The 20,991-nt window shown below is 67.5% G+C and carries 21 protein-coding genes and 2 tRNA genes; 9 read left to right on the top strand and 14 right to left on the bottom strand.

What is annotated here, in order from left to right; genetic code table 11:
• Positions 1 to 9: 9 nt before the first annotated feature.
• Positions 10 to 660, bottom strand: a complete 651-nt coding sequence (msrA, locus tag E4M01_RS11375) for a peptide-methionine (S)-S-oxide reductase MsrA (RefSeq protein WP_135064590.1) — start codon at positions 658 to 660, stop codon at positions 10 to 12.
• Between the two features lie 131 nt (positions 661 to 791).
• On the opposite strand from msrA, the gene E4M01_RS11370 reads away from it, so the two are divergent.
• A tRNA-Ser gene (locus tag E4M01_RS11370) sits at positions 792 to 881 on the top strand.
• Positions 882 to 1,084: 203 nt separating this feature from the next.
• Here E4M01_RS11370 and E4M01_RS11365 read toward each other — a convergent pair.
• From E4M01_RS11365 to rpsU, 3 genes are all read right to left on the bottom strand, one after another.
• On the bottom strand, positions 1,085 to 2,407 hold the full coding sequence (locus tag E4M01_RS11365; RefSeq protein ID WP_135064593.1) for a glycosyltransferase: 1,323 nt from the start codon (positions 2,405 to 2,407) through the stop codon (positions 1,085 to 1,087).
• 105 nt (positions 2,408 to 2,512) lie between these two features.
• A tRNA-Ser gene (locus tag E4M01_RS11360) sits at positions 2,513 to 2,604 on the bottom strand.
• A 118-nt stretch (positions 2,605 to 2,722) separates the two neighbouring features.
• On the bottom strand, positions 2,723 to 2,959 hold the full coding sequence (rpsU, locus tag E4M01_RS11355) for a 30S ribosomal protein S21 (RefSeq protein WP_092312110.1): 237 nt from the start codon (positions 2,957 to 2,959) through the stop codon (positions 2,723 to 2,725).
• Positions 2,960 to 3,147: 188 nt separating this feature from the next.
• On the opposite strand from rpsU, the gene E4M01_RS11350 reads away from it, so the two are divergent.
• Positions 3,148 to 3,861, top strand: coding sequence for a COQ9 family protein (locus E4M01_RS11350; RefSeq protein WP_135064596.1), 714 nt, complete (start codon positions 3,148 to 3,150; stop codon positions 3,859 to 3,861).
• On the opposite strand, the gene E4M01_RS11345 is transcribed toward E4M01_RS11350, so the two are convergent.
• Together E4M01_RS11345 and E4M01_RS11340 are read right to left on the bottom strand one after the other, a co-directional pair.
• On the bottom strand, positions 3,842 to 4,399 hold the full coding sequence (locus E4M01_RS11345; protein WP_135064599.1) for a hypothetical protein: 558 nt from the start codon (positions 4,397 to 4,399) through the stop codon (positions 3,842 to 3,844). The genes E4M01_RS11350 and E4M01_RS11345 overlap by 20 nt on opposite strands.
• Before the next feature lie 47 nt (positions 4,400 to 4,446).
• Entirely contained in the window at positions 4,447 to 6,051 is a 1,605-nt protein-coding gene (locus E4M01_RS11340) for a response regulator (protein WP_371682896.1), read from the bottom strand.
• A gap of 207 nt (positions 6,052 to 6,258) precedes the next feature.
• Between E4M01_RS11340 and queC the strand changes: the two genes are divergently transcribed.
• The 3 genes from queC to E4M01_RS11325 are packed head-to-tail and all read left to right on the top strand — an operon-like array spanning position 6,259 to position 7,981.
• Positions 6,259 to 6,981 (top strand): 7-cyano-7-deazaguanine synthase QueC, encoded by a 723-nt coding sequence (gene queC, locus E4M01_RS11335; protein ID WP_135064604.1) that lies wholly within the window; start codon positions 6,259 to 6,261, stop codon positions 6,979 to 6,981.
• Entirely contained in the window at positions 6,978 to 7,613 is a 636-nt protein-coding gene (gene queE / locus E4M01_RS11330) for a 7-carboxy-7-deazaguanine synthase (protein WP_135064606.1), read from the top strand. Before queC ends, queE begins: the two co-directional genes overlap by 4 nt.
• Entirely contained in the window at positions 7,613 to 7,981 is a 369-nt protein-coding gene (locus tag E4M01_RS11325; protein WP_135064609.1) for a 6-carboxytetrahydropterin synthase, read from the top strand. The genes queE and E4M01_RS11325 overlap by 1 nt, the downstream gene beginning before the upstream one ends.
• 4 nt (positions 7,982 to 7,985) lie before the next feature.
• Here E4M01_RS11325 and E4M01_RS11320 read toward each other — a convergent pair whose 3' ends face one another.
• Positions 7,986 to 8,246, bottom strand: coding sequence for a hypothetical protein (locus tag E4M01_RS11320; RefSeq protein ID WP_135064612.1), 261 nt, complete (start codon positions 8,244 to 8,246; stop codon positions 7,986 to 7,988).
• Between the two features lie 10 nt (positions 8,247 to 8,256).
• Entirely contained in the window at positions 8,257 to 9,096 is an 840-nt protein-coding gene (locus E4M01_RS11315) for a thioesterase family protein (RefSeq protein WP_135064615.1), read from the bottom strand.
• A 167-nt stretch (positions 9,097 to 9,263) separates the two neighbouring features.
• Between E4M01_RS11315 and E4M01_RS11310 the strand changes: the two genes are divergently transcribed.
• Positions 9,264 to 9,755, top strand: a complete 492-nt coding sequence (locus E4M01_RS11310) for a helix-turn-helix domain-containing protein (RefSeq protein ID WP_135064617.1) — start codon at positions 9,264 to 9,266, stop codon at positions 9,753 to 9,755.
• A 61-nt stretch (positions 9,756 to 9,816) separates the two neighbouring features.
• On the opposite strand, the gene E4M01_RS14455 is transcribed toward E4M01_RS11310, so the two are convergent.
• Positions 9,817 to 10,620 (bottom strand): hypothetical protein, encoded by an 804-nt coding sequence (locus E4M01_RS14455; RefSeq protein ID WP_209316032.1) that lies wholly within the window; start codon positions 10,618 to 10,620, stop codon positions 9,817 to 9,819.
• Between the two features lie 284 nt (positions 10,621 to 10,904).
• On the opposite strand from E4M01_RS14455, the gene E4M01_RS11295 reads away from it, so the two are divergent.
• Positions 10,905 to 11,477, top strand: coding sequence for an OmpA family protein (locus E4M01_RS11295; RefSeq protein WP_135064625.1), 573 nt, complete (start codon positions 10,905 to 10,907; stop codon positions 11,475 to 11,477).
• A gap of 61 nt (positions 11,478 to 11,538) precedes the next feature.
• Here E4M01_RS11295 and putP read toward each other — a convergent pair whose 3' ends face one another.
• Positions 11,539 to 13,041, bottom strand: a complete 1,503-nt coding sequence (putP, locus tag E4M01_RS11290; RefSeq protein ID WP_135064628.1) for a sodium/proline symporter PutP — start codon at positions 13,039 to 13,041, stop codon at positions 11,539 to 11,541.
• A gap of 114 nt (positions 13,042 to 13,155) precedes the next feature.
• Here putP and E4M01_RS11285 point away from each other — a divergent pair, with 114 nt between their 5' ends.
• Both E4M01_RS11285 and E4M01_RS11280 read left to right on the top strand, forming a co-directional pair.
• Entirely contained in the window at positions 13,156 to 13,887 is a 732-nt protein-coding gene (locus E4M01_RS11285) for an NYN domain-containing protein (RefSeq protein WP_135064631.1), read from the top strand.
• Positions 13,888 to 13,904: 17 nt separating this feature from the next.
• Positions 13,905 to 15,182, top strand: coding sequence for a serpin family protein (locus tag E4M01_RS11280; RefSeq protein ID WP_135064634.1), 1,278 nt, complete (start codon positions 13,905 to 13,907; stop codon positions 15,180 to 15,182).
• On the opposite strand, the gene E4M01_RS11275 is transcribed toward E4M01_RS11280, so the two are convergent.
• The 4 genes from E4M01_RS11275 to E4M01_RS11260 form a co-directional block, all read right to left on the bottom strand.
• The gene (locus E4M01_RS11275) at positions 15,179 to 17,572 is read right to left on the bottom strand and encodes a PAS domain-containing sensor histidine kinase (protein ID WP_245158279.1); all 2,394 of its coding nucleotides are present in this window, start codon (positions 17,570 to 17,572) and stop codon (positions 15,179 to 15,181) included. The genes E4M01_RS11280 and E4M01_RS11275 overlap by 4 nt on opposite strands.
• A gap of 155 nt (positions 17,573 to 17,727) precedes the next feature.
• Entirely contained in the window at positions 17,728 to 18,294 is a 567-nt protein-coding gene (locus E4M01_RS11270; RefSeq protein WP_135064640.1) for a hypothetical protein, read from the bottom strand.
• Between the two features lie 75 nt (positions 18,295 to 18,369).
• Positions 18,370 to 18,783, bottom strand: coding sequence for a CBS domain-containing protein (locus E4M01_RS11265; RefSeq protein ID WP_135064643.1), 414 nt, complete (start codon positions 18,781 to 18,783; stop codon positions 18,370 to 18,372).
• A gap of 75 nt (positions 18,784 to 18,858) precedes the next feature.
• Positions 18,859 to 20,934 carry a S46 family peptidase gene (locus E4M01_RS11260; RefSeq protein WP_135064646.1) on the bottom strand — a complete coding sequence of 692 codons (2,076 nt, stop codon included), beginning with the start codon at positions 20,932 to 20,934 and terminating at the stop codon, positions 18,859 to 18,861.
• Between the last annotated feature and the right edge of the window lie 57 nt (positions 20,935 to 20,991).

Here is a 20,991-nt window from a genome sequence, read left to right as displayed (position 1 = left end):
GAGGGAGGCTCAGGCCTCCACCCCCACGCCGATCGGGCAGGTCACCCCTGTGCCGCCGATCCCGCAGTAGCCGCCGGGGTTCTTGGCCAGATAGCCCTGGTGATAGTCCTCGGCGAAATAATAGGGACCGGCGGGCAGGATCTCGGTCGTGATCTTGCCGCGCCCGGCCGCGTCAAGCGCCGACTGATAGGCGTCACGAGACGCCTCGGCCGCCTGCTGCTGCGCGTCGTCCAGCGTATAGATGGCCGATCGGTACTGGGTGCCCACGTCGTTGCCCTGGCGCATGCCCTGGGTCGGATCGTGGTTCTCCCAGAATGCCTTCAGCAACTGGTCGTAGGTCGTTTCGGCCGGATTGAAGACGACCTGCACCACCTCGTTGTGGCCGGTGCGACCCGAACAGACCTCCTCATAGGTGGCGTTGGGCGTGATCCCGCCCGCATAGCCGACCGAGGTCACCCAGACGCCCGGCAGGTTCCAGAACACCCGCTCCACGCCCCAGAAACAGCCCATGCCGAAGATGGCGGTCTCGAATCCGTCGGGATGCGGCCCCTTAAGCGGCCGGCCGGTGACGTAATGCACCTCGTCGGTCTTCAGCGGCTGGTCGCGGCCCGGCAGGGCGGTTTCGGCGGTAGGCAGTTCGGCGGGCTTCGAGAACAGCATGATCAGGCTCCGAAAAAGTCTCGAACGCCATATGGGGAGCTTCAGGCGGCTTGCCCAGCCGCCCGACCTGTTCTATCTGCCTCGCCTCCCCGGGCGACCATCCGGCGGAGTTCACGCCGGGCGTGGAAAACGGACAGGTGGCGGAGTGGTCGATCGCGCACGCTTGGAAAGCGTGTGTAGGTGAAAGCCTACCGAGGGTTCGAATCCCTCTCTGTCCGCCATCCACTTAGCCAACTGGCTGATTTCTAAAGAGATGCGTGAGAAAAGTGGCAAGCTAGAATGGGTTATCCGTTGCCATGCTTCTTTGCAGTTCCGATTTTGACCTCGCCCCAGCGAGGGTGAGCTCAACGTCAACATCGACAAGGTTTGACAGTATTCACTAAGCTATTGAAGTTGGCAGGGACCATATGCCCGGTTAGTCGAGCTAACTTGCTGTTTTCAGTGGATGCTGGAGTCCACCCTGGTCTCGTAGGAACGCCTGAGCTTCGACCGACATGGCGGCCAGCCGTTCCAGCGCCGCCAGGCCGGCCGCCCGCTCTTCGGCTTGCTCATGCACTATGCGACGACCGAGGGCGCCCGCAGCGGCGGCGTAGGCGGGGTTCGCGAGCATGCCCTTCGCCAAGGCTCTCAATCGGCGTGTCGACGTGTCTCTCGAGGTCACCACGCCGGCGGCATGGAAAGCCAGTCTGCGCCCGTTTTCTGGATGGTCACGCCCCATGGGCAGACACAGCACCGGGACGCCGTGGCGCAGAGGGCGAAGCAGCGTGCCGTGGCCGCCGTGGCAGATCACCAAGTCGCATTCGGGAACCACGACGTCATGATCGGCCCACGCAACCACCTTGGCGTTGCCGGGAGCGGGCAAGGTGCCGGGGTCCAAGGCCGGGCCCGTGGTGGCGATGACGTCGACGTCGAGCGGGGCTAGGGCGCGCAGGCACCGCGCCATGACGGGCGCCTGATTTTGGAATGTAGTGCTGAAGGACACGAGGACCCGAGGCCTTGGCCTGGAAGTCGCCGGTCGCGCCGTCGTGGCCTCAGGAAGATCGATCAAGGGCCCAGCGTGGATGAAGGGAGAGGGCGGCATCAACCCGTAGTCGAAGGTGCGGCTGGTGCCGAGAACAACGAGAGCGGCCGCCGCGAGTTGATCCACCACCCCCGAGAGCGGCGCCAAGCCGTGAGCGACGCGCGCACGGTTCAGGTCGCCCAGCCCGGCGTCGAACCAGCGCTGGATCATCTGCCGGGCCTCCTGATGGAAGCGAACAGCGTGAGACGTGCGTGGCAAGGGCCACCCTGGCCCGAACGGGGGAAGATCGGGTCGGGTGGGATAGGGCCAGAGATTCCCCGACAACAGCGCCAGGGGCCGGCTGCTGGACTCCGTGGCGATCATGGCTCCCAGGAGAAGCTCGTTGGACACCACCAGATCGGGGGAGAAAGCATCGATGTAGGTGCGTGTATCATTCGCATAGGCCTCTGCAGGGCCCGTCATGACGGCGTCACAGACGGCCTTGACCACCCGGGGCGGCCAGCGTCGCCGCCAATCCTGTAGCGGGTCGTCGGCTTGAGCCACAGCCGTGCGCTGCGGCGCCGTTCGCCAAGGCGCAAACGCAAGACCAACCGCCCGGGCGGCGTCCTCATTCACCGGATCGGACACCAAGAGGACCTCGTGCCCCCGCTGCCGAAGAGCCGAAGCCGCGAGCAGCGCCGGCGGAACGTGCCCTCCGCCTTCGAATGTGGTGAACAGGAAGCGCATCGTCCAGCCCTTTGAGCCTTCAGCACAAAGACCCGGAAACGGCAAAGGTTCCGCGAGCAGACGCCCCGCCGAAGCGGCTGCCAGCCTGGCGTGTGGCGAAAGGTCTGGCGGAGACGGAGGGATTCGAACCCTCGGTACCCCTTACAGGGTACGACGATTTAGCAAACCGTTGCCTTCAGCCACTCGGCCACGTCTCCGGCAGGCGGCGTGATTAGCGGGTCGCGGGGCGTGGCGCAATCCGTCGTCGAGCACCGGATATGAAAAAGGCCGCCTTCCGAAGAAGGCGGCCTTATCTCTTCCAAGCTGTCGCTCGGCTCAGCGGCCGGGACGGGGCTTGGGCGCGGGCAGCAGGCCCTCGCGCTGGGCGCGCTTGCGGGCCAGCTTGCGGGCGCGGCGCACGGCCTCAGCCTTCTGGCGAGCACGCTTCTCCGAGGGCTTCTCGTAGTGCACGTGGCGCTTCATCTCACGGAAGCTGCCTTCGCGCTGCATCTTCTTCTTCAGGGCTTTCAGCGCCTGATCGACGTTGTTGTCGCGGACGAAAATCTGAACCAGGTGAATCTCTCCTTTGGCCGCCCGCCGCGTCCTTATCCAAGGGAGACGGGCAGACAAATAAATGCTCTCCCGAAAGCAGGGCTTCCGGATGAAGGCGCGCTGATACACGAGGCGTCCGGTCGTGTCCAGATCGTCGCGATGATCGCGAACGGCTCGGCAAGCCCGCAAAACAGGCTTATCCTGGGGCGATGACCCACATTGATCCCGCAGCAGCCACCCCGCCTGATTCGGACGCGCCCGACTGGGCGGAAACCACCGAACAGGCCGTGCTTGACGCCGCGGTCGTGCGGGCAGGGAGCGTGGGATGGAGCGGGCGGCTGGTGCGGGCGGCCTGCGCGGCGAACGGCCTGTCCGAAGGGGACGAAGAACTGCTTTTGCCGAACGGCGCCCGCGATCTCGCCGCTCTGCTGTCGCGCCGCCACGATGCGCGGGCGTTGGAGGCCCTGTCCCAGATCGACGCCGGATCCCTGAAGATTCGCGAGCGCATCGCCTCTGCGGTGTCGGCGCGGCTGGAGGCCGGGGCGCGGGATGTCGACGCGTGCCGGCGCTGCGCGGGTTTTCTGGCGCTTCCTCCCAACGCGGACCTCGGGCTCAGGCTGGCGTGGGAGACGGCGAACCATCTGTGGCGCTGGGCCGGAGACACGGCGACCGATCAGAACCACTATTCCAAGCGCGCTATTCTGGCCGGCATCCTGATCCCGGCGATGACGATGCGCTGGTTCGATGGACGCGAAGCCGCCGAGGCCTTTGTAGCGCGTCGCATCGACAACGTCATGGCGTTCGAGAAATGGAAGGCCGGCAAGGACTTCAACGCCCCGGCCAACCGGCTTATCGAGACGTTTGCGCGTCTGCGTTACGGGGCCCGATCGGCCGGCGCAGAGTCTACTGACTCGGCCAGTTGATTCCGCGCGGTCGATACCAACTGGGCGCCGCCGGCGGGGCGCAGTTGCGTTGCATGCCCAATCCTTTGAGGAAGGCGCGGCGCAGACGACCGGCCTGCAGCGCCTCCTGAACCTGACGGCTATGCTGTTCAGCGCCAGTCAGGCGGCGGATCCAGCTCCGCCCTGGAATGAAGTCTGTCGCCGCCTCTCGTATAGCGTCTAGCGCAGCCTTGGACGCGGCGTCAGAAGCGCGCTCGCTGAGCAGGCGGCCGTCGGGAGCGGGAGGTTCGTCAGCATCCGGGCCCAACGCTTCGTTCAGGCGTTCCACTTCACGGGCGATCGAACTGCACTGATGGAGGTTGCGCTGATCATAGGGCGCGGCGTTGGCCTGCAGCAGCACCATCGGAATAGCTTGACGGCGCAGTCCAAGGTCCTCCAGCGGAGCCGAGGCGGCCTCGTCCCATCCTGTCGCCACCGTGCGCACGCCATCGCCGGCCGACCGGGCGGCGGAGCAGGCGGAGAGCGAGGACAGGACGATCAACAGCCAGACGGAGCGCATCGCGCAGCTTCCAACACGCAGGCGCGGCGGCAAAGTGGCGAAAGCCGTCACGCGACCGCGCGTGAAGTCTCCTCGATAGACGTGTCAGGCACGGCGAGCGCCGTATTCATCGCCATGCGGAGCCGCTCGGGCTTGATCGGCTTCTCGACCACGCAGGCCATGCCGGCGGCGACGTAGCGTTTTGCGTCTTCGGGATCTGCGTTGGCGGTGAGGGCGATGATAGGAGTCTTGCTGCAGGCGTCGGGCAGGGCGCGGATCGCTCGCGTGGCTTCGACGCCGTCCAGACGCGGCATCTTGATGTCCATCAGTATCAGGTCGAACGGCCGGGCCTGAACGGCCTCCAGCGCTTCCTGCCCGTCCTCGGCCAACTCGGAGGTGCAACCGAACATTTCGCAAAGGGCTTGGGCGACGACGCGGTTCGTGGCGTTGTCGTCGACGATCAGGACATGCGGGCGAGCCGAGAGCTCCAAGCTCGCGAGATCCGCGACGTTTGAGACAGGCGCCGCTTCGACCTGCGCTCGCTCGGCGTCCAGGTCGAAGGCGAAGGTGGCCCCCCGGCCAGGGTTGTTCTCGGCCCAGATGCGGCCGCCCATCCGGTCGATGATCTGGCGGCAGATGGCCAGGCCCAGGCCGGCGCCGTCGGGACCGGCCTCATGAACGAAAGGCTCGAAAATGGTGTCGATGCGGTCTGCGGCCACGCCGGGACCGTCGTCACGTACTCGAGCCTGCATCCGGACGCGGCCGTTCTCGACCCAGGCGTGAAGTCCGGCTTCGACCACGCCGTTCCGCGCGAATTTAAGCGCATTGCCGACCAGGTTGTTGAACACCTGCTTCAGACGCACCGGGTCGATCGTGGCGGCCAGATCGGTGTCGCCCTGATAGCGCACCATGAGGGTGACGCCGTCCTGAGACGCACGCGGCGCCCACAAGGCCTGCACGTCGTCCATGAGCGCCCGCAGGGGCGATGCGACCGGCTGCAGTTCGAGTTCACCCGCCTGAGCGCGCGACAGATCCAGGGCGTCCTGAAGTATGCGCAGCAATGTTTCGGACGAGTCCGTGATCGTCTGAACATGAGCCAGGGCGGTGGCGTTGAGAGGTTGCCGGCGCAGCAACTCCGCCACGGCCAACACCCCGTTCATGGGCGTGCGAAGCTCGTGACTCATGATGGCGAGGAACTGGCTGCGGCCGCGTGCGGCGGCCAGTTCTTGAACTCGCGCATCCGAGAGGTGCCGGCTCTGCTCGGCCAACTCTTGGTTCTGAGTCCGGTGATGCTCGTTGAGGGCCTGGAGCACGCTGACGCCGGCGCCGACACCCAAGTACCGCCCTTCGTGGGTTACGATGAACCCTCGCAGCAAGGTGTCAACTCCCCCGCGCAGAAAGGCGTCGCAGAAGGCGTCCACTCGAACGCCGGCCTCCACGATTGCAGGCTCGTTGTCCATGACATGCACAACCGGGCGGTCGAGGTAGAGCGCGTGACCCAAAGGGGCGGCCAGCTTCAGCAGTAGGGCGTCGCGCTCGATCAAGCCTACGGGACGAGCGTCGTCGACCACGGCAAGGGCCAGCAGGGCCGGGTCGGCCTCAAAGCGCGCGAAGGCGTCGCTGGCCGTCGCGGTCGGGCTGACGGGGTCGACCCTCCGGATAAACGCTTCCATGGTCGGCATACTGGCCGGAACTCCACTGAGACCGGTGGACAATGCCGTGGACCCTTTGCGGAATCCTTAAGCTTCGCCGACTTTTGCTCAGCACGGCGAAAACCATTTTTGCGCTGCGGGGACGGCTGGGTTAAAAGGCCGCCCCATCAACCGACACACCCTGGACTGACGCATGCGCGCGGCCGAACGGCCGACCGCAGACTTGCCATGAGCGATTTCACCTCATCAACGCCCGCCACGTCCGCCCTTGTCCTGTTTTCGGGCGGGCAGGACAGCGCCACCTGCCTGGCCTGGGCGCTGGAGCGGTTCGCTCGGGTCGAGACCGTTGGCTTCGACTACGGCCAGCGGCATATGGTCGAGATGCAGGCGCGACAGGCGGTGCGCGAGCGTGTGGTCGAGGCCCTGCCGCGGTGGGCCGACCGTCTAGGGCCGGATCACGTCGTCGATCTGACCGGATACGGCCGGATCGCCGAAAGCGCCCTGACCGCCGATCGCAAAATCGAGATGGATGCGCGCGGCCTGCCGACAACCTTCGTGCCGGGACGAAACCTGGTGTTCCTGACAACGGCGGCGGCTCTGGCCGACCGACGCGGGCTGGACGTGCTGGTCGGCGGCATGTGCGAGACCGACTACTCCGGCTATCCCGACTGCCGCGACGACACCATTCAGGCCATGGCGCGCGCATTGTCGCTGGGCTTGGACAAGCCAGTGGTGATCGAAACGCCGCTGATGTGGCTGACGAAGGCCCAGACCTGGGCGCTGGCCCATCGGATCGGCGGCGACGCCCTGGTCGAGCTGATCATCGAGGACAGCCACACCTGCTATCAGGGCGACCGCACACACCGCCACGCCTGGGGCTATGGCTGTGGCGAGTGTCCGGCGTGCGAACTGCGCGCGGCGGGGCACGCGGAATGGGTCGAAAGTCGATGACCTATTCCGCCAAGGAAGTCTTTCTGACGGTGCAGGGCGAGGGCGGGCAGGCCGGGCGTCCGGCGGTCTTCCTGCGTTTCGCCGGCTGCAATCTGTGGAGCGGGCGCGAGCAGGACCGCGCCACGGCGGTCTGCACCTTCTGCGACACCGACTTCGTCGGCGTCGATGGAGGCGGCGGCGGCAAATTCGCCACTGCCGAGGCGCTGGGCGACCATGTCGCGGCGATGTGGCGGGGCAGGGCGGGCGACCCGCGCTTGGTCGTCTGCACCGGCGGCGAACCGCTGCTGCAACTGGACGCCCCGCTGATCGAGGCCCTGCACGCGCGCGGGTTCGAGATCGCCATCGAGTCCAATGGCACCCTGCCTGCGCCGGACGGGATCGACTGGGTGTGCGTCAGTCCCAAGGCCGATGCGGCGGTCGTCCAGACCACCGGCCAGGAGTTGAAGCTGGTCTATCCGCAGGACAAGGCCATGCCCGAGCGGTTCGAGCACCTGGCGTTCGAACGCTTCTGGCTGCAGCCGATGGACGGTCCCGATCAGGCGGCCAACACCGCCGCCGCCATCGAATACTGCCTGACCCACCCGCAATGGCGCCTCAGCGTCCAGACCCACAAGTACATCGGCGTCCGCTAATGCCCGTCTTCGAGATCACCAAACAGGCCACCTTCGACGCCGCCCACCACTTTCCGAACGAGCCGGAAGGCAGCATCTATCGTCGCGTCCACGGCCATTCCTTCACGGTCGAAGCGACAGTGCGGTCCGAGACGCTGGACGCCGAACACGGCTGGGTCGCCGATCTCGGCGCGCTGGACCGGGCGCTGAAGGCTGCGGCCGAGACGCTGGACCACGGCATGCTGAACGAGCACGAGGGGCTGGAACTGCCCAGCCTGGAGAACCTGTGCCTGTGGTTCGCCCGGACGCTGAAGCCGCAATGGCCGGGCCTGTGCCGCGTCCAGGTGGCGCGGCCGACTGTTAATGAACGTTGCGTCCTGACGCTTTAGGCGGTCAGCAATCGCGGCCCTGACTGCGACGTTGTTCGCAGCGGCGTTGCTCGCGCTCGAACGCCCGCTGCTCGCGCTCACGCTTCAGCTTGGTTTCCTCGTCCGATGTGGTGACGGCGTCCACGCCGGCGCCGACGACGGCTCCGCCCGCCTTGGCCGCCCCGCCGACCACGGCGGCGCCGGTTCCGACCACCGCGCCGACGAGGCAGCCTTGCAGCATCAGGGCGCAGGCGATGAGGGCGGACAGGGACGCGATACGGGTCATGGGGCGCAGTCTAGCCCGCCCCCGGCCGGGGCGGAACCAGTTTGCGACGCTGGCGGGCCACGGCCAGCGGCGAGCCGTCCGCGCCCCAGCAGGTCGCCTCGTCCACCGTCCAGCCGCGCCCGAAATCGAGCATGCGGAATTCGAAGAAGGCCCAGCCGTCCGGCGTCGTCTCCGGCGTCGGGTCCGCCAGTATGTCGTAGCGCAGGTCCACCGTGGTCATCATCGGCGGCCGCTTGAAGGCGGTCCAGACCGGCGGATACAGGGCGTCCAGCAGGTAGCACAGGCCGTCGGCGTCCAGGGGGCGTCCCCCCTTCAGCCGCATCCAGAGACGTTCCACCACCGGCCGTCCTTCATTGCCCCCAAGGATGAAGGGACCGCCATCGAAGCGGTAGTCGACGTGCTGAGAGAAGCGCGGGGCCATCGGTCCGCTGATCTCGCCCGTCGGCTCTTCCAGCCGGTGCAGCGGCGGAGGGGAGGCCAGCGGAGCCAGTGGGTTCGCCTCCGCCGCGTCCACGCCCCAGGTGGCGGTGGCGTGATGGGTCAGACGCTCGCCCTGTCCGGCTTCGACGGCGGAATAGGCCACGGTGCGGCCGCCGCGCAGCAGACGCGGGCGAAAGCTCATCGGCGCCTCGAACTTCGCCGCCGCCAGATACTGGACCGACAGGGTGCGCAGCGGCGCCTCGATCGCCAGGCCTTCGCGCATGGCCTTGGCGCACAGGGCGGCCAGCAGCCCGCCGAACGGAAAGCCGGCCTCGGGCGGGGCGCCGATCGGGCCGTTGGAGAAGTCGCCCGACAGATGGGCGGAAAGGTCCTGGTCGAACGTCAGGGCGCGGGCGTAGGCGTCGGTCATGAGCCCCTTCTGGCAAGAAGGACGGGCGAAAGGCCAGACCCTTCGCCCGCCGAAGTCGGGAATGCGCGGCGCCTGACGCTCAGGTGCGTTGCCAAACAAGACTGACTGACTCCGTTTGCATTGGCAACCCACTTGCCAAACCCCTGACGCAGGGTCACTTTCCTGTCATGGGACGCACAGCCGACTACAGCCGCCAAAGCTGCTCCATCGCCGCGACGCTGGAAGTGATCGGCGATCCGTGGACGCTGCTGGTCATCCGGGACGCCTTCAACGGCGTCAGCCGCTTCGAACAATGGCAGGAGCGGCTGGGCGTGGCCCGTAACGTTCTGGCGTCGCGGCTGAAGACCCTGGTGCAGCATGGCGTGCTGGAGCCGCGCGCCTATTCTCAGCGCCCGCCGCGCAACGAATACGTCCTGACCGCCAAGGGCAAGGATTTGTACGCCGTGCTGGTGACCCTGCACGCCTGGGGCGAGAAGCACGTCTACGGCGGGGCCGACTCGGGCGTGACCATGACCCACAAGACCTGCGGCAAACGGCTTCAGCCGCGCATCGCCTGCGGCTGCTGCGGCGAGATGGTCAAGCCGCGCGAGGTCCAGCTGGACTGGGCCGCCGACCGCCCGACCGTCGGCGACGTCATGCCCCGCGAAGAGGCGGCCTGAAGCACCCCACCGGCATTCGGCCTCATGAGGGCGTGGCCTCAGGCCGCGCTTAATGGGGACGTCAGCGGCTCCGTCTCGCCTCCAGCAGGTCGGACCAGCGCCAGTTGGCCGAGCCCAGGGCGATGCGGGGACTGCCCGGCTGATCGGCCATGGTCAGGACCACGAGGCCGCGCATCGGCGGGGCGCGGCAGGCGGCCGGGGCGAAGGCGACCTCCACCGCAATGGCTTGGCGGACGGCGGCCAGCCCTTCGCCGTCCTGCCCTTCGCTGCGCAGCCAAGCGCCGTTCCACAGCAGGGGCGCCCGGCCGGGCGAGACCTGGGCCTGGACGCGGGCCACCTCGGCGCGGACGCGCGCGGACTCGCGCATCTTGTCCTGGAGCCGGGCGATCATATCGCATTCGCCGCCGCCCCCCGATCCGCCGCCCGAGCCCGACCCGACGCCGGCGCCTGATCCTGTGCCTGTGCCGCCGGAACCCACGCCGGACCCCGAACCGGCGAAGGCCGCACCGGCCAGTTCGGCCGCGCTGACCGAAGCCGGGGGCGAGGGGCGGGGCGAGGGCTCGGCGTTCAGGCTGGCGGTGACCGGGACGGGCCGGGTCGGCGTCTGCGGCGGCGGCGGGATCGGGCGGCGAGGCTGAGGCGGCGTGGGCGTCGGAGGGGTGGGAGGCTGCGGTTCCGGCTCGGGCTGAGGCTCGGAAGCGGGCGTCTCGGCCTCCACCTCCCCGGCTTCCGAGCCGCCGCCGTCGCCCAGGTCCGGCGCGGGCGGCTGAAATGGCTTCTCCAGCTGAATCAAAATGGCTTCGGGCGCGATCGGCGAAATTTCTTCGGGGCGCGGAAACAGCAGGATCAGACCCGCGATCCCCAAGTGCAGCCCGGCGCTGAACGCGATCGCGAGCGCGCGCGACCGACGACTCCGGCGAACAGAAGTCCTTGAATGGTCCGACAGATCATCCATGCATCCGACATCAGGATCAGCCCTCCGCGTCAGCAAAATGGCGAACGCTGCAAGAACGTCGTGCGGTCAAGCTAACGGTCAAGCTGCCCTGATCAGGTCACAAGCCGGTCATGACGCGGCCCCGAGTCCCTCGGCACCTGTAATGCAAGCGCGATGACATGGATTTGCGCCCCGATAACGAAGGAGTGACTACCTTGAAGCGATCGACAATTCGGGCTGCTGCCCTGACGGGTGTTGTGCTGGCTTTCGGCGTGACCGCGTCCGGCTGCGCCAGCCATCGGTTCGTGCGTGACAACATCGCCGTGGTGGACGCGCGCGTCGACCAGACGGACGCCAATGTGGCGCGCGTCGAAGGCACGGCCGGCGAGGCGCTCCAGCGCGCCAATGCCGCCCACAAGCTGGCCGAGGGCAAGTTCCTCTATGAGGTCGTGCTGTCGGACGACTCGGTCAAGTTCCCGGTGTCGGGTGACTCGCTGTCGCCGGAAGCCGAGCAGCGCCTGACGGAGTTCGCTCAGCGTCTGAAGAGCGAAAACCGCAACGTCTATCTGGAAATCCAGGGCCATACCGACGCGACCGGCCCGGATCAGGTGAACCAGCGCCTGGGTGAGCAACGCGCCGAGGCCGTACGCCGCTTCATGAGCCGCCAGGGCATCGCCTTGAACCGCATGGCGACCATCTCTTATGGCGCAGACGCTCCGGTCGCGCCGAACAACACCCGCGACGGCCGCGCTCAGAACCGCCGTGTGGCGATCGTCGTCCTGAGCTAGGTTCCGACTTCAGCCTCATTGAAGAGGGGCGGTGTGTCAGCACCGCCCTTTTTTCGCGCGTCTATTTGACTCGGGCTTCGTTTAGTTCGTCTTGAACCGCTTCGAAGGTACGCACGACTTCGGCGTCGGGCGCGCGGCCCAGGCGGCTGACGATCACGATGGCCAGCAGGCTGAGGACGAAGCCCGGCACCATCTCGTAGATCACGCTGGACAAGGTCTGACCGTCCGGCAGGACCGGCGCGTAGATCCAGAACAGCACCGTCAGGGCGCCCACGATCATGCCGGCCAGGGCCCCGTTGCGCGTCATGCGACGCCAGGTCAGCGCTAGGATGATCAGCGGCCCAAAGGCGGCGCCGAAACCGGCCCAGGCCTGGGCCACCAGACCCAGCACATTGCTATCGGGCGCATAGGCCAGGACGATGGCGGCGACCGCCACGGCCAGCACCGTCAGCCGCCCCACCATGACCCGCTCCTTGTCGCCAGCATTTCTGCGCAGGAAGACGGCGTAGAAGTCCTCGGTCAGCGAGCTGGAGGCGACCAGCAACTGCGACGAGATGGTGCTCATGATCGCCGCCAGGATCGCCGCCAACAGGAAGCCGGTCACCAGCGGATTGAACAGCACGTCGGCTAGGATGATGAAGATGGTTTCGGGGTCCGACACGGAAAGGCCGGTGCGGGTGGCGTAGGCCAGACCAGCAAGGCCTGTGCCCAGCGCGCCGAGCAGGCACAGCGCCATCCAGCCCATGCCGATGGTGCGGGCGGTCGGTATGTCCTTTAGCGAGCGGATAGCCATGAAGCGCACGATGATGTGCGGCTGGCCGAAATAGCCGAGACCCCAGGCCAGGGCCGAGATGACACCGATCAGGCTGAAATCACGGAAGACGTTGAGAAGCTGCGGATCGACCGAGCGCACCGTCTCGATCACGCCGCCCGGTCCGCCGGAATGGGTCATGGCGATGATCGGGACCAGCAGCAGGGCCACGAACATGATCAGCCCCTGGACCACATCCGTCAGACTGACGGCCAGAAAGCCGCCGATAAGCGTGTAAGCCAACACCACGCCTGCGGTGATCCAGAGGCCCAGGCCATAGTCGAGGCCAAATGAGGTCTCGAACAGCTTGCCGCCCGCCACCATGCCGGACGAGGTGTAGATGGTGAAGAAGACTACGATGACGATGGCGGAAATGATGCGCAGCAGACGCGACTTGTCGTCGAACCGCTTGTCCAGGAAGTCGGGAATGGTGATCGCATCGCGCGCTCGGGCAGTATAGACACGCAAGCGCGGCGCGACGACGATCCAGTTGATCCAAGCGCCAGCCAGCAGACCCACGCCGATCCAGCCGGACGCCAGGCCGGTGGCGTACATGGCCCCGGGCAGGCCCATCATCAGCCAGCCGCTCATATCCGAGGCGCCCGCCGACAGGGCCGTGGTGCCAGGCCCCAGCTGGCGACCGCCGAGCATATAGCCCGACACGTCGCTGGTGGACTTGCGCCAGGCATAGACGCCGATGGCCAGCATGCCGATGAAGTAGACGGCGAGCGAAATAAGCGATCCGGTTTCCATGCGGCATGGCGTAACAGGTCCGCGAGGGGGCTGGCCACCCCGTCGCCACAATTCGCCGTTGACCCGGCCACGCCCGCCAGCGAGTCTGATCGCAGTATTTTTTTGGAGACGCCCATGCCCGCCGACCTGCCCTCCGGCTCGACCCGGGCGCCGCGCTTGGCCGTGCTGATCGATGGCGAGAACGCCTCCGCTCGGATCGCCGAGGCGCTGTTCACGGAGATCGCCACCATGGGCGAAGCTTCGGCGCGGCGCATCTACGGAGACTCGGCCAGCCCGGCGCTCAAGGGTTGGGTCGAGGTTCTGCCGCGCTGGGCGATTCAGTGGCAGCAGAACTTCCAGAACACCAAGGGCAAGAACTCGGGCGACATCGCCTTGGTGATCGACGCTATGGACCTGATGCACTCGGGCCGGTTCGACGGCTTCTGCCTGGTCTCGTCCGACAGCGACCTCACCCGTCTGGCGGCGCGCATCCGCGAGCAGGGCCTGCCGGTCTACGGTTTCGGCGAGCGCAAGACGCCCGAGAGCTTCCGCCAGGCCTGCACACGCTTTATCTACATCGACAACCTGATGGCCCCGACGTCAGAGATTTCGCAGCAGAATCAGCGTCGCGAGCCTGTCGAGGCAGTCAAGCTGATCGCGGCCGCCATCGCCGACATGGACGAGGACGGCGACGGCTGGGTCACCCTGGGCGGCGTCGGCAGTCGGCTCCGGAACGCCTATCCCGACTTCGACACCCGCACCTACGGCCGCGCCAAGCTGTCGGACCTGATCCGCGCCGTGCCGCACGCCCTAGAGATCCGCACCCACGAAGGCCGCGCGCCCATGGTCCGGGTCCGGCCGAACTGATCCGCCCGGAACGGGTGATGATCGCCGACCATTGTCCCGGCATGAAAGCCGCTCTCTCGACCACCTCCGCCCTGGCCCTGGCCCTGACGCTTGCCGCCTGCGCGACGCCGCCGACAGGCTCGCCCCCGGCCGAGACATCTTCAACCCCCTCGGCACAGGCTCAGATCGGGCCAGGCGACGTGACGGGACAGACGCTCGGCACGCGGCTGTACGGTCAGCTGGCCTCGGGCGGCGACAATATCGTCATCTCTCCGGTCAGCCTGATGGGCGCATTCGGCGTGGTGGCCGAGGGGGCGCGAGGTGAAACACGCGGGGCGATCCTCAGCAGCCTGGGTTTGCCGGATCGGGCCGGGCTTGGCGGTGAATTGGGCGGTCTGCTGCGCGGGCTTCAAAGTGATGCCGACGGCGCGACCCTGAGCGTCGCCAACGCCGTCTGGGTGCAACGCGACTTCCCCCTCAACCCGGTATTCGTCCAGGCGGCGCGCGCGAACTATGGCGCCGAGGCGCGACCGGTCGATTTCCAAGGCGCGCCGCAGGCCTCGGCCGACACGATCAACAGCTGGGTGTCGCAGGCCACGCGAACGCGCATTCCCGACCTGATCAGCCGCTCGGCCATCAACGCCGATACGCGGCTGGTGGTCACCAACGCGGTCTATTTCCTGGGCGACTGGGAGCAGCCTTTCAACGCAGCCGCCACTCGTCCAGAACCCTTCTATCTGGTGGGCGGGCGGTCGATCTCCACGCCCCTCATGTATCGCCAAGGTGGCTATCGGCTGCTCGAAACCGCTGACCTTCAGGTGCTGGACCTGCCCTACAAGGGCGATCGTCTGTCCATGACCGTGCTGCTGCCGCGCGAGCGCAACGGGCTGTCGATGCTGGAGCGGCGGCTGGACGCGGATCTCGCAGGGTGGTTGTCAGCTCTGGACGGCCAGGACGTGCGCTCGGTGCGCGTCTTTCTGCCCAAGCTGCAGGCAGAGCTCAGCTATCAGCTCAATCCGCAGCTGGCGGCTCTCGGAATGGGGCTGGCCTTTTCGAACCAGGCCGATCTTCGCGGCATCGCGGATGCGCCTCTGACGATCAGCCAGGTGGTGCACAAGACCTTCCTGCGCATTGACGAGAAAGGCACCGAAGCGGCCGCCGCGACGGGCGTCCTGATCGAAATGACCGGAGCCCCTGCCAGCCCGCCACCGACGTTCCGCGCCGACCACCCGTTCGTCTTCCTGATCCGCGACCGCGAGACAGGCGCGGTGCTGTTCATGGGCCGGATCACCCGACCGGAAGCGCCGCCGTCTTAAGCCGCCTTGGCGGCGGGCTCAGCCTGGGCGTCGGCCGTAGCCACAGTCTGCGCCGCCGGCCGGCGGACGGGCAGGTCGACCGTCACGGCCGTGCCCTGGCCCGGCTGGCTGGTGATGGCGAAGGCGCCGCCGTGCATTTCGATCAGGGAGCGGGTGAGGGCCAGGCCCAGGCCGGTGCCCTGGGTGGTCTTGGAATGCTGGCCCTCGACCTGTTCGAACGGACGGGCCAGGCGGGCCAGATCGCCGGCGGCAATGCCGATGCCGGTGTCGATCACCTGGATGCGCACCTTGTCGTCGCCTAGTCGCGCCAAGCGCACGGCGATGGCGCCGCCTTCGGGCGTGAACTTCACGGCGTTGGAGATCAGGTTCAGCATGACCTGCTTGCAGCCGCGCTGATCCGCTTCGATCTGCGGCAGGTCGGCGGGCGGCGGATCGAGCACCAGCTTCAGCCCGGCCTCCTGCACCTTGCCGCGCATCAGACGGATCGCGTCCTCGCAGACGGCTTTCAGCGACACGGGCTCGTAGTGGAGGCGGTGCTTGCCCGCCTCGATCTTGGCCATGTCCAGGATATCGTTGATCAGGCTGAGCAAATGCTGGCCCGACTTGTGAATGTCCCCCGCATAGCCCTTGTATCTCGCGTCACCCAGCGGGCCGAACATCTCGGCCTGCATGATCTCGGAGAAGCCGTTGATGGCGTTCAGCGGCGTGCGCAGCTCGTGGCTCATGTTCGCCAGGAACTCGGACTTCGCCTGATTGGCCGCCTCCGCCCGGGTCATGGCGACCTCATACTTGCGGGCCAACTGGCTTAGCTTCTCCTGGCTCGCCTCCAGACGATCGACCATCAGGCGCAAATCGTCTGCAGCCTGACGACGCTCGGCCTCCTGTCGTTTGACGGCGGTGATGTCGGCGGCGGTGACCACCGATCCGCCATCGGAGGTGAAGCGTTCCACCATCTGCAGCCAACGCCCGTCGTTCAGTTCGACCTCGCGCGCGCCGGCGCGGCCGCCTGCGCCCTTGCCGTCGGACTTTATCGCCAACGCGGCGATCCGGTTCAGTTCGTCCTTCTGGGCGCCCCTGCGCACTACGTCAGGGCCGAAGCCGAAGGCATCGACGAACGCGTCGTTGCACAGCACCAAACGCCCGTTGCGGTCGAACAGCACGAAGGCGTCAGACACGCTCTCGATGCCGTCGCGCAGGCGCAGCTCCGCAGCCTGAGCCTGCGCCTTGGCGCGCCGCGCTTCAGTGATGTCGAGCGCGATGCCCAGAATGGCGTCGAAGCCTTCTTCTCCTCTAGGGCCTCGCGATTGCCCGCGCGCGTCGATCCATCGCGCCTGACCATCGGGAGCTCGTACGGGAAAGCTGACCTCGAAAGAGCCGTAGGCCGATGCCTGCTCCAGTGCATGGGTGACGGTGTCCCGATACTTGGGATGGATCAGATCGGTGATTATGGCGGCCTCGTACACGCCGCCGCGGGGCAGGCCGAGCAACGCCGCCATATAGTCGGAAATGGTCACTTCCCCGCGATCCAGGTCCCACTCCCACACCCCGCATTTGGCCCCTTCAACGGCGACGCGGAACCGTCGCTCGCCATCCGCCCACATTTGGCTGGCCTGGGCTTGTCGATGCTTGTGGATCAGCACGAGCCCCAGAACCGCCAGGCCGAGCAGGAGCGGCGTGGCCAGAACCCAGGCGTCGTCCAGAAGGGCGGCTGCGCCCGAGCGGCCTGGAGTGACGGCCACGGCCTTCACCCCCGTGGGACTCGACGCTCCGGCCAGGGTGTCCACGCCGTTGGCGGAGCGCCGGACCTCCGGCTGATCCAGGTTCGACAAGGCGGCTTCGTCCAGACCCAAGGCGGTTGTGGTCGCCTGACCGACAAGTCCAGGCTGGGAGGCCGCAAGCAGGCGGCCCTGATACGAAATCGCCACCACAGCCTCGGGCCGGACAGGGGAGGGCAGCGGGGGCAGACGCGCGACGACGGCGCCTCCGCCGTCGAGAGAACGCCGTACCAGAATGCCTGCTCGGTCCGCACTAGGCGCCAACTCCCCTTCGGCGGCCGGCAGAGTCCTGAACGCTTCAGGCGCGGCGCCGATCACGGCCTCCACCTGACCATCGGCAGACACAGCGGCGAAGGCGGCTTGCGGGTCAAGCGCACGGGCGCGTTCGACGGCCAGAGTGGGCTGACTCCGCTGAGCTGCAAGAGCTTCGGCTGCGGCCGTCAGAGCCGGACGCGCGGCTTCGATGTGGCCTGTTGTCAAGGCTGCCGCCAGGCGAGCGTCCTGATGAAGAACAGCGGCTCCCAGCAGGTCGGCTTCCTTCGCCGGTCTGGCCAGCTCGCGCGCGAACAGCAACACATAGGCCGCGACGGCGAGGGTGATCGCCAGGATGAGCACACGCGCCCATGCTGGCGGCCCTTTGATCCCCCGATCGGAACCGCGTCGCCCTCCGTTCTCGCGGCGCTCAGCCCGCAATTTGCGCTCCTCAGACGATTCGTCGGCTGAGCTGAATCTAGGCTGCGTCGCGGATTCGTGTCGAGGGCGAAACCCGCTCAGGCGGCGTTCGAAGGTCGCGGCAGGCTGTCGGGTGGCGGGCCCAGCACCTCTGTGGCCTCGCGCAGGGTGGCGCGGGCCCGCTTGGCCAGCTGCAGCAGCTCCGGCGGCGCGTCTTCCGGACTGTCAGACACGAAATCGATCAGCTGGGCGGCCAAGGTCATCAGGCGCGGCGCGGCGGCGATCACTCGCGCTTGCATCTCTATGCGCGCCGGGTCTCGATCGTACTCGGCGCCCGGCACGCGCCAGCCGCCCCAGTCCGCCGTGTCTGTGACCACTACCGGATAGGTCCCCGGCAAGGGGTGATGGGCGCAATCCTCCAACGGCTGCCACTTGTTGCGCGCGCGCAGGAGACGCCAGTCGCCCAAATCGGACGCGGCCGGATCGTCGGCCGGGAGCAGAAGCTCGTGGGCCAGAAACTCGCGTCCCAGGCCGACGTCATAGGTGACGCGAACGGGCTCTTCGAAGCCCTTGGCCCAGACGGGGCAGACCTGTTCGATATGGGCCCAGGCGCCCACGCACTCGACCCAGACCTTTTGCCCCTTCTGAAACTGCGCCCGCGCCATCGTTCACCCTTCTTTGAGCGATTACGATGAACGAAGGGGGTTACGTCTCGGTGTGACGACAGGGTTAGCCGACGCTTAACGGGGCCGGGAGATGTCCTCGAGCGCCTCCCCGGCGTACTTTTCCTTCACGCGGGTCGACAGGTCGCCCAGCGAAACGACCCCAACCAGCCGGCCGTTCTTGTCGATCACCGGCACGCGGCGAATCTGACGCGAAGCCATCAGGTCCAGCGCGGCCTTGAGGTCTTCGTCGTCGCGTACGGTCAAGGCGTTGCGGCTGACGAATTCGCCGACCGTGGCCGTAGGCGCAGCGCCGGAGGCCACGGCGCGGATGGCGATATCGCGGTCGGTCAGAGCGCCGATCAACTGCTCGCCGTCGGCCACCGGCACGAAGCCGAAATCGCCGTCGGCCATGCGGCGCGCGACCTCCTGCAGGGTGTCTTCGGGACGGGCGACGTGGACGTCGCGGGTCATGAGGTCACGGACTTTCACGGCAGGCTCCTGACAGACGAAAGGGGGGTCCGTCGCCAGAACCCCCTCGCACAGCTCAGGTTCCGTTTGGGCGTCTCAGCGCACGCCCAGCTCGGCCAGCAAGCCGGTCATGCCGTAGACATCGCGCAGGGCGGTGGTCACCGCGCCGGTGGTGACGATCACGCTGCGGTTGACGTTGCGGTCATAGCCATAGGCGTTGCGCTGGGTCAGGACTGTGGAGTCGAAGTTGGCCCCCACGATGTCCCCGGCGGGCGTGACCACCGGCGAGCCGGACGATCCGCCGATGGTGTCGGACGACACCGCCATGTTCAGCACCGTGTCGGCGTCGATCCGCTCGCGCGCGGCAAGCAGCTTGGGCGCGACGTCGAACGGCGCGGCGCCGGTCGCGCGGTCCCACAGGCCGGCGAAGGTGGTGAAGGCGCCGAAGCGCTGGCCCGGCACGTCCGTCCCTTCAATCTGGCCGTAGGTCAGGCGCAGCGTGCCGGTCGCGTCCGGATAGACGGTGTCGCCATAGGCGGCGAAGCGCGCGGTCGCCAAGGCTTCGGACGCGCGGTCGGTCGGGGCCTGGACCTTCTCCTCCCACTCGGCGCGGATCGCGCGGGTCGGCTCCTGGATCGACAGCAGATAGCGGATCATCGGGTCGTCGGACGCCTGGATCGCTTCAAGCCCGCCTTCCCACAGGGCGCGGCGCACCGCCGGATCGGCCAGGCGCGTGCCCTCGACCAGGCTGGCCGACAGGCCCTCGGGGCTTTCGCGGCCCAGCAGGGCGCGGACGCGCGGGTCGTCCACTGTCAGCCACTCGCGGGTCTTGGACAGCCACCATTCCAGACGCACCTGCTCCAGCGCCGGATAGACGGGGCGTTCGGCGAACAGGCCGGACTGCACGCCGGCCAGACGGCTGTCGGCGAACTCGGGCAGGCGCTCGGCCGAAGGCTTGGCCCGCTCCTGCGCGGCCCGCACGAGGGTGCGGGCATAGGAGAACAGCTGCGAGCCGCCGGCGACCGGCGTGGTGCCCAGACCCGTGCCGCCTTCCAGCAGCGCCATGGCGGGGTAGAGCTCGCGCAGAGTCGGCTGCACCGCCTCCAGCTGGCCCCAGGGGTCCGCCGCCTGGCCCGGGTTGGCCTGGGCGTAACGCTGCATGAAGTCGACTTCGGCGGCGGCCTTCATCGTCATGAAGTTGGCGTCGATCAGGGCCGCCATCCGGCCGCGCCCGCGCTTGTAGGTGTTCTCCAGGCCCACGATCGGGTCCATGGCGATGAAGGCGTTCTCTTCGCTCTCCTGCGAGAAGTTGATCAGTCGGCCGCGCAGCTCCGACGCGATCAACTGGTCCAGCGGCAGCACGACATCGCGGATGGAGGCCAGCTGCTCCATCGTCAGCAGGCGCTGGGTGGCGCCGGGGCTGCCGGACACGAAGACGGGCGCGCCCTCGGTCGGCTGGTCGGCGTTCCAGCGGAAATGGGTCGGCGTCGCGGCCGGGGCGCCGTTCTCGTACAGGCGGATGAAGGCCGCATCGATGGCGAAGCGGGGGAAGGAGAAGTTGTCCAGGTCACCGCCGAAGGTCGCGGCGCGATCCTCGGGCGCCCAGGCCAGGCGCACGTCGGTGTAGCGCTTGTAGCGGTACAGCTTGAACTGTCCGCCGCGGTACAGGCTGACGACCTGGCAGCGCGCGTCAGCAGCATCGCCGCACTCCGCTTCGATCCGGGCGGCCTCGGCGTCACGGGCGCGGGTGAAAGCCTGGCCCGACAGGCCCTCGCCGGCCTTGTGCATCCGCTCGGTGACATCGACGATTTCGGTCAGGATCTCGGCCGAGCCGCCAGGGCATTTCAGTTCTTCCTCGCGGCTGCGCGGGGTGAAGCCGGTCTCGGCGTAGTTCACCGCCTGGGTCGACAGGTTGGCCACGCAGGTGGCGACGCAGTGGTTGTTGGTCAGCACCAGCCCTTCGCCCGAGACGATCCCAGCGGAACAGCCGCCAAACTTGGCCGACGACAGGCGCACGCGATCCAGGAAGGCCTGGTCGATACTGGTGCCCAGCGTCTGATTGGCGCGCGCAATGGGGAAGTTGTCGAAGGTCCACATGCCCTCTTCGGCCGTGGCGGAAGAGGCGGCGAAGGCGAGAGCGGCGACGGAGCCGGCGAGAAGAAGCGGGCGCATGGGCACTCCTGGAAAACGGACGATCCGCAGGCGGCGGGCCGCCGTTGTGACCCGCTT

This window comes from Brevundimonas sp. MF30-B, assembly GCF_004683885.1.
Lineage (GTDB): Bacteria > Pseudomonadota > Alphaproteobacteria > Caulobacterales > Caulobacteraceae > Brevundimonas.
The sequence above is the reverse complement of the archived record's forward strand: the minus strand, read 5'-3'. Positions and strand labels throughout refer to the sequence as shown.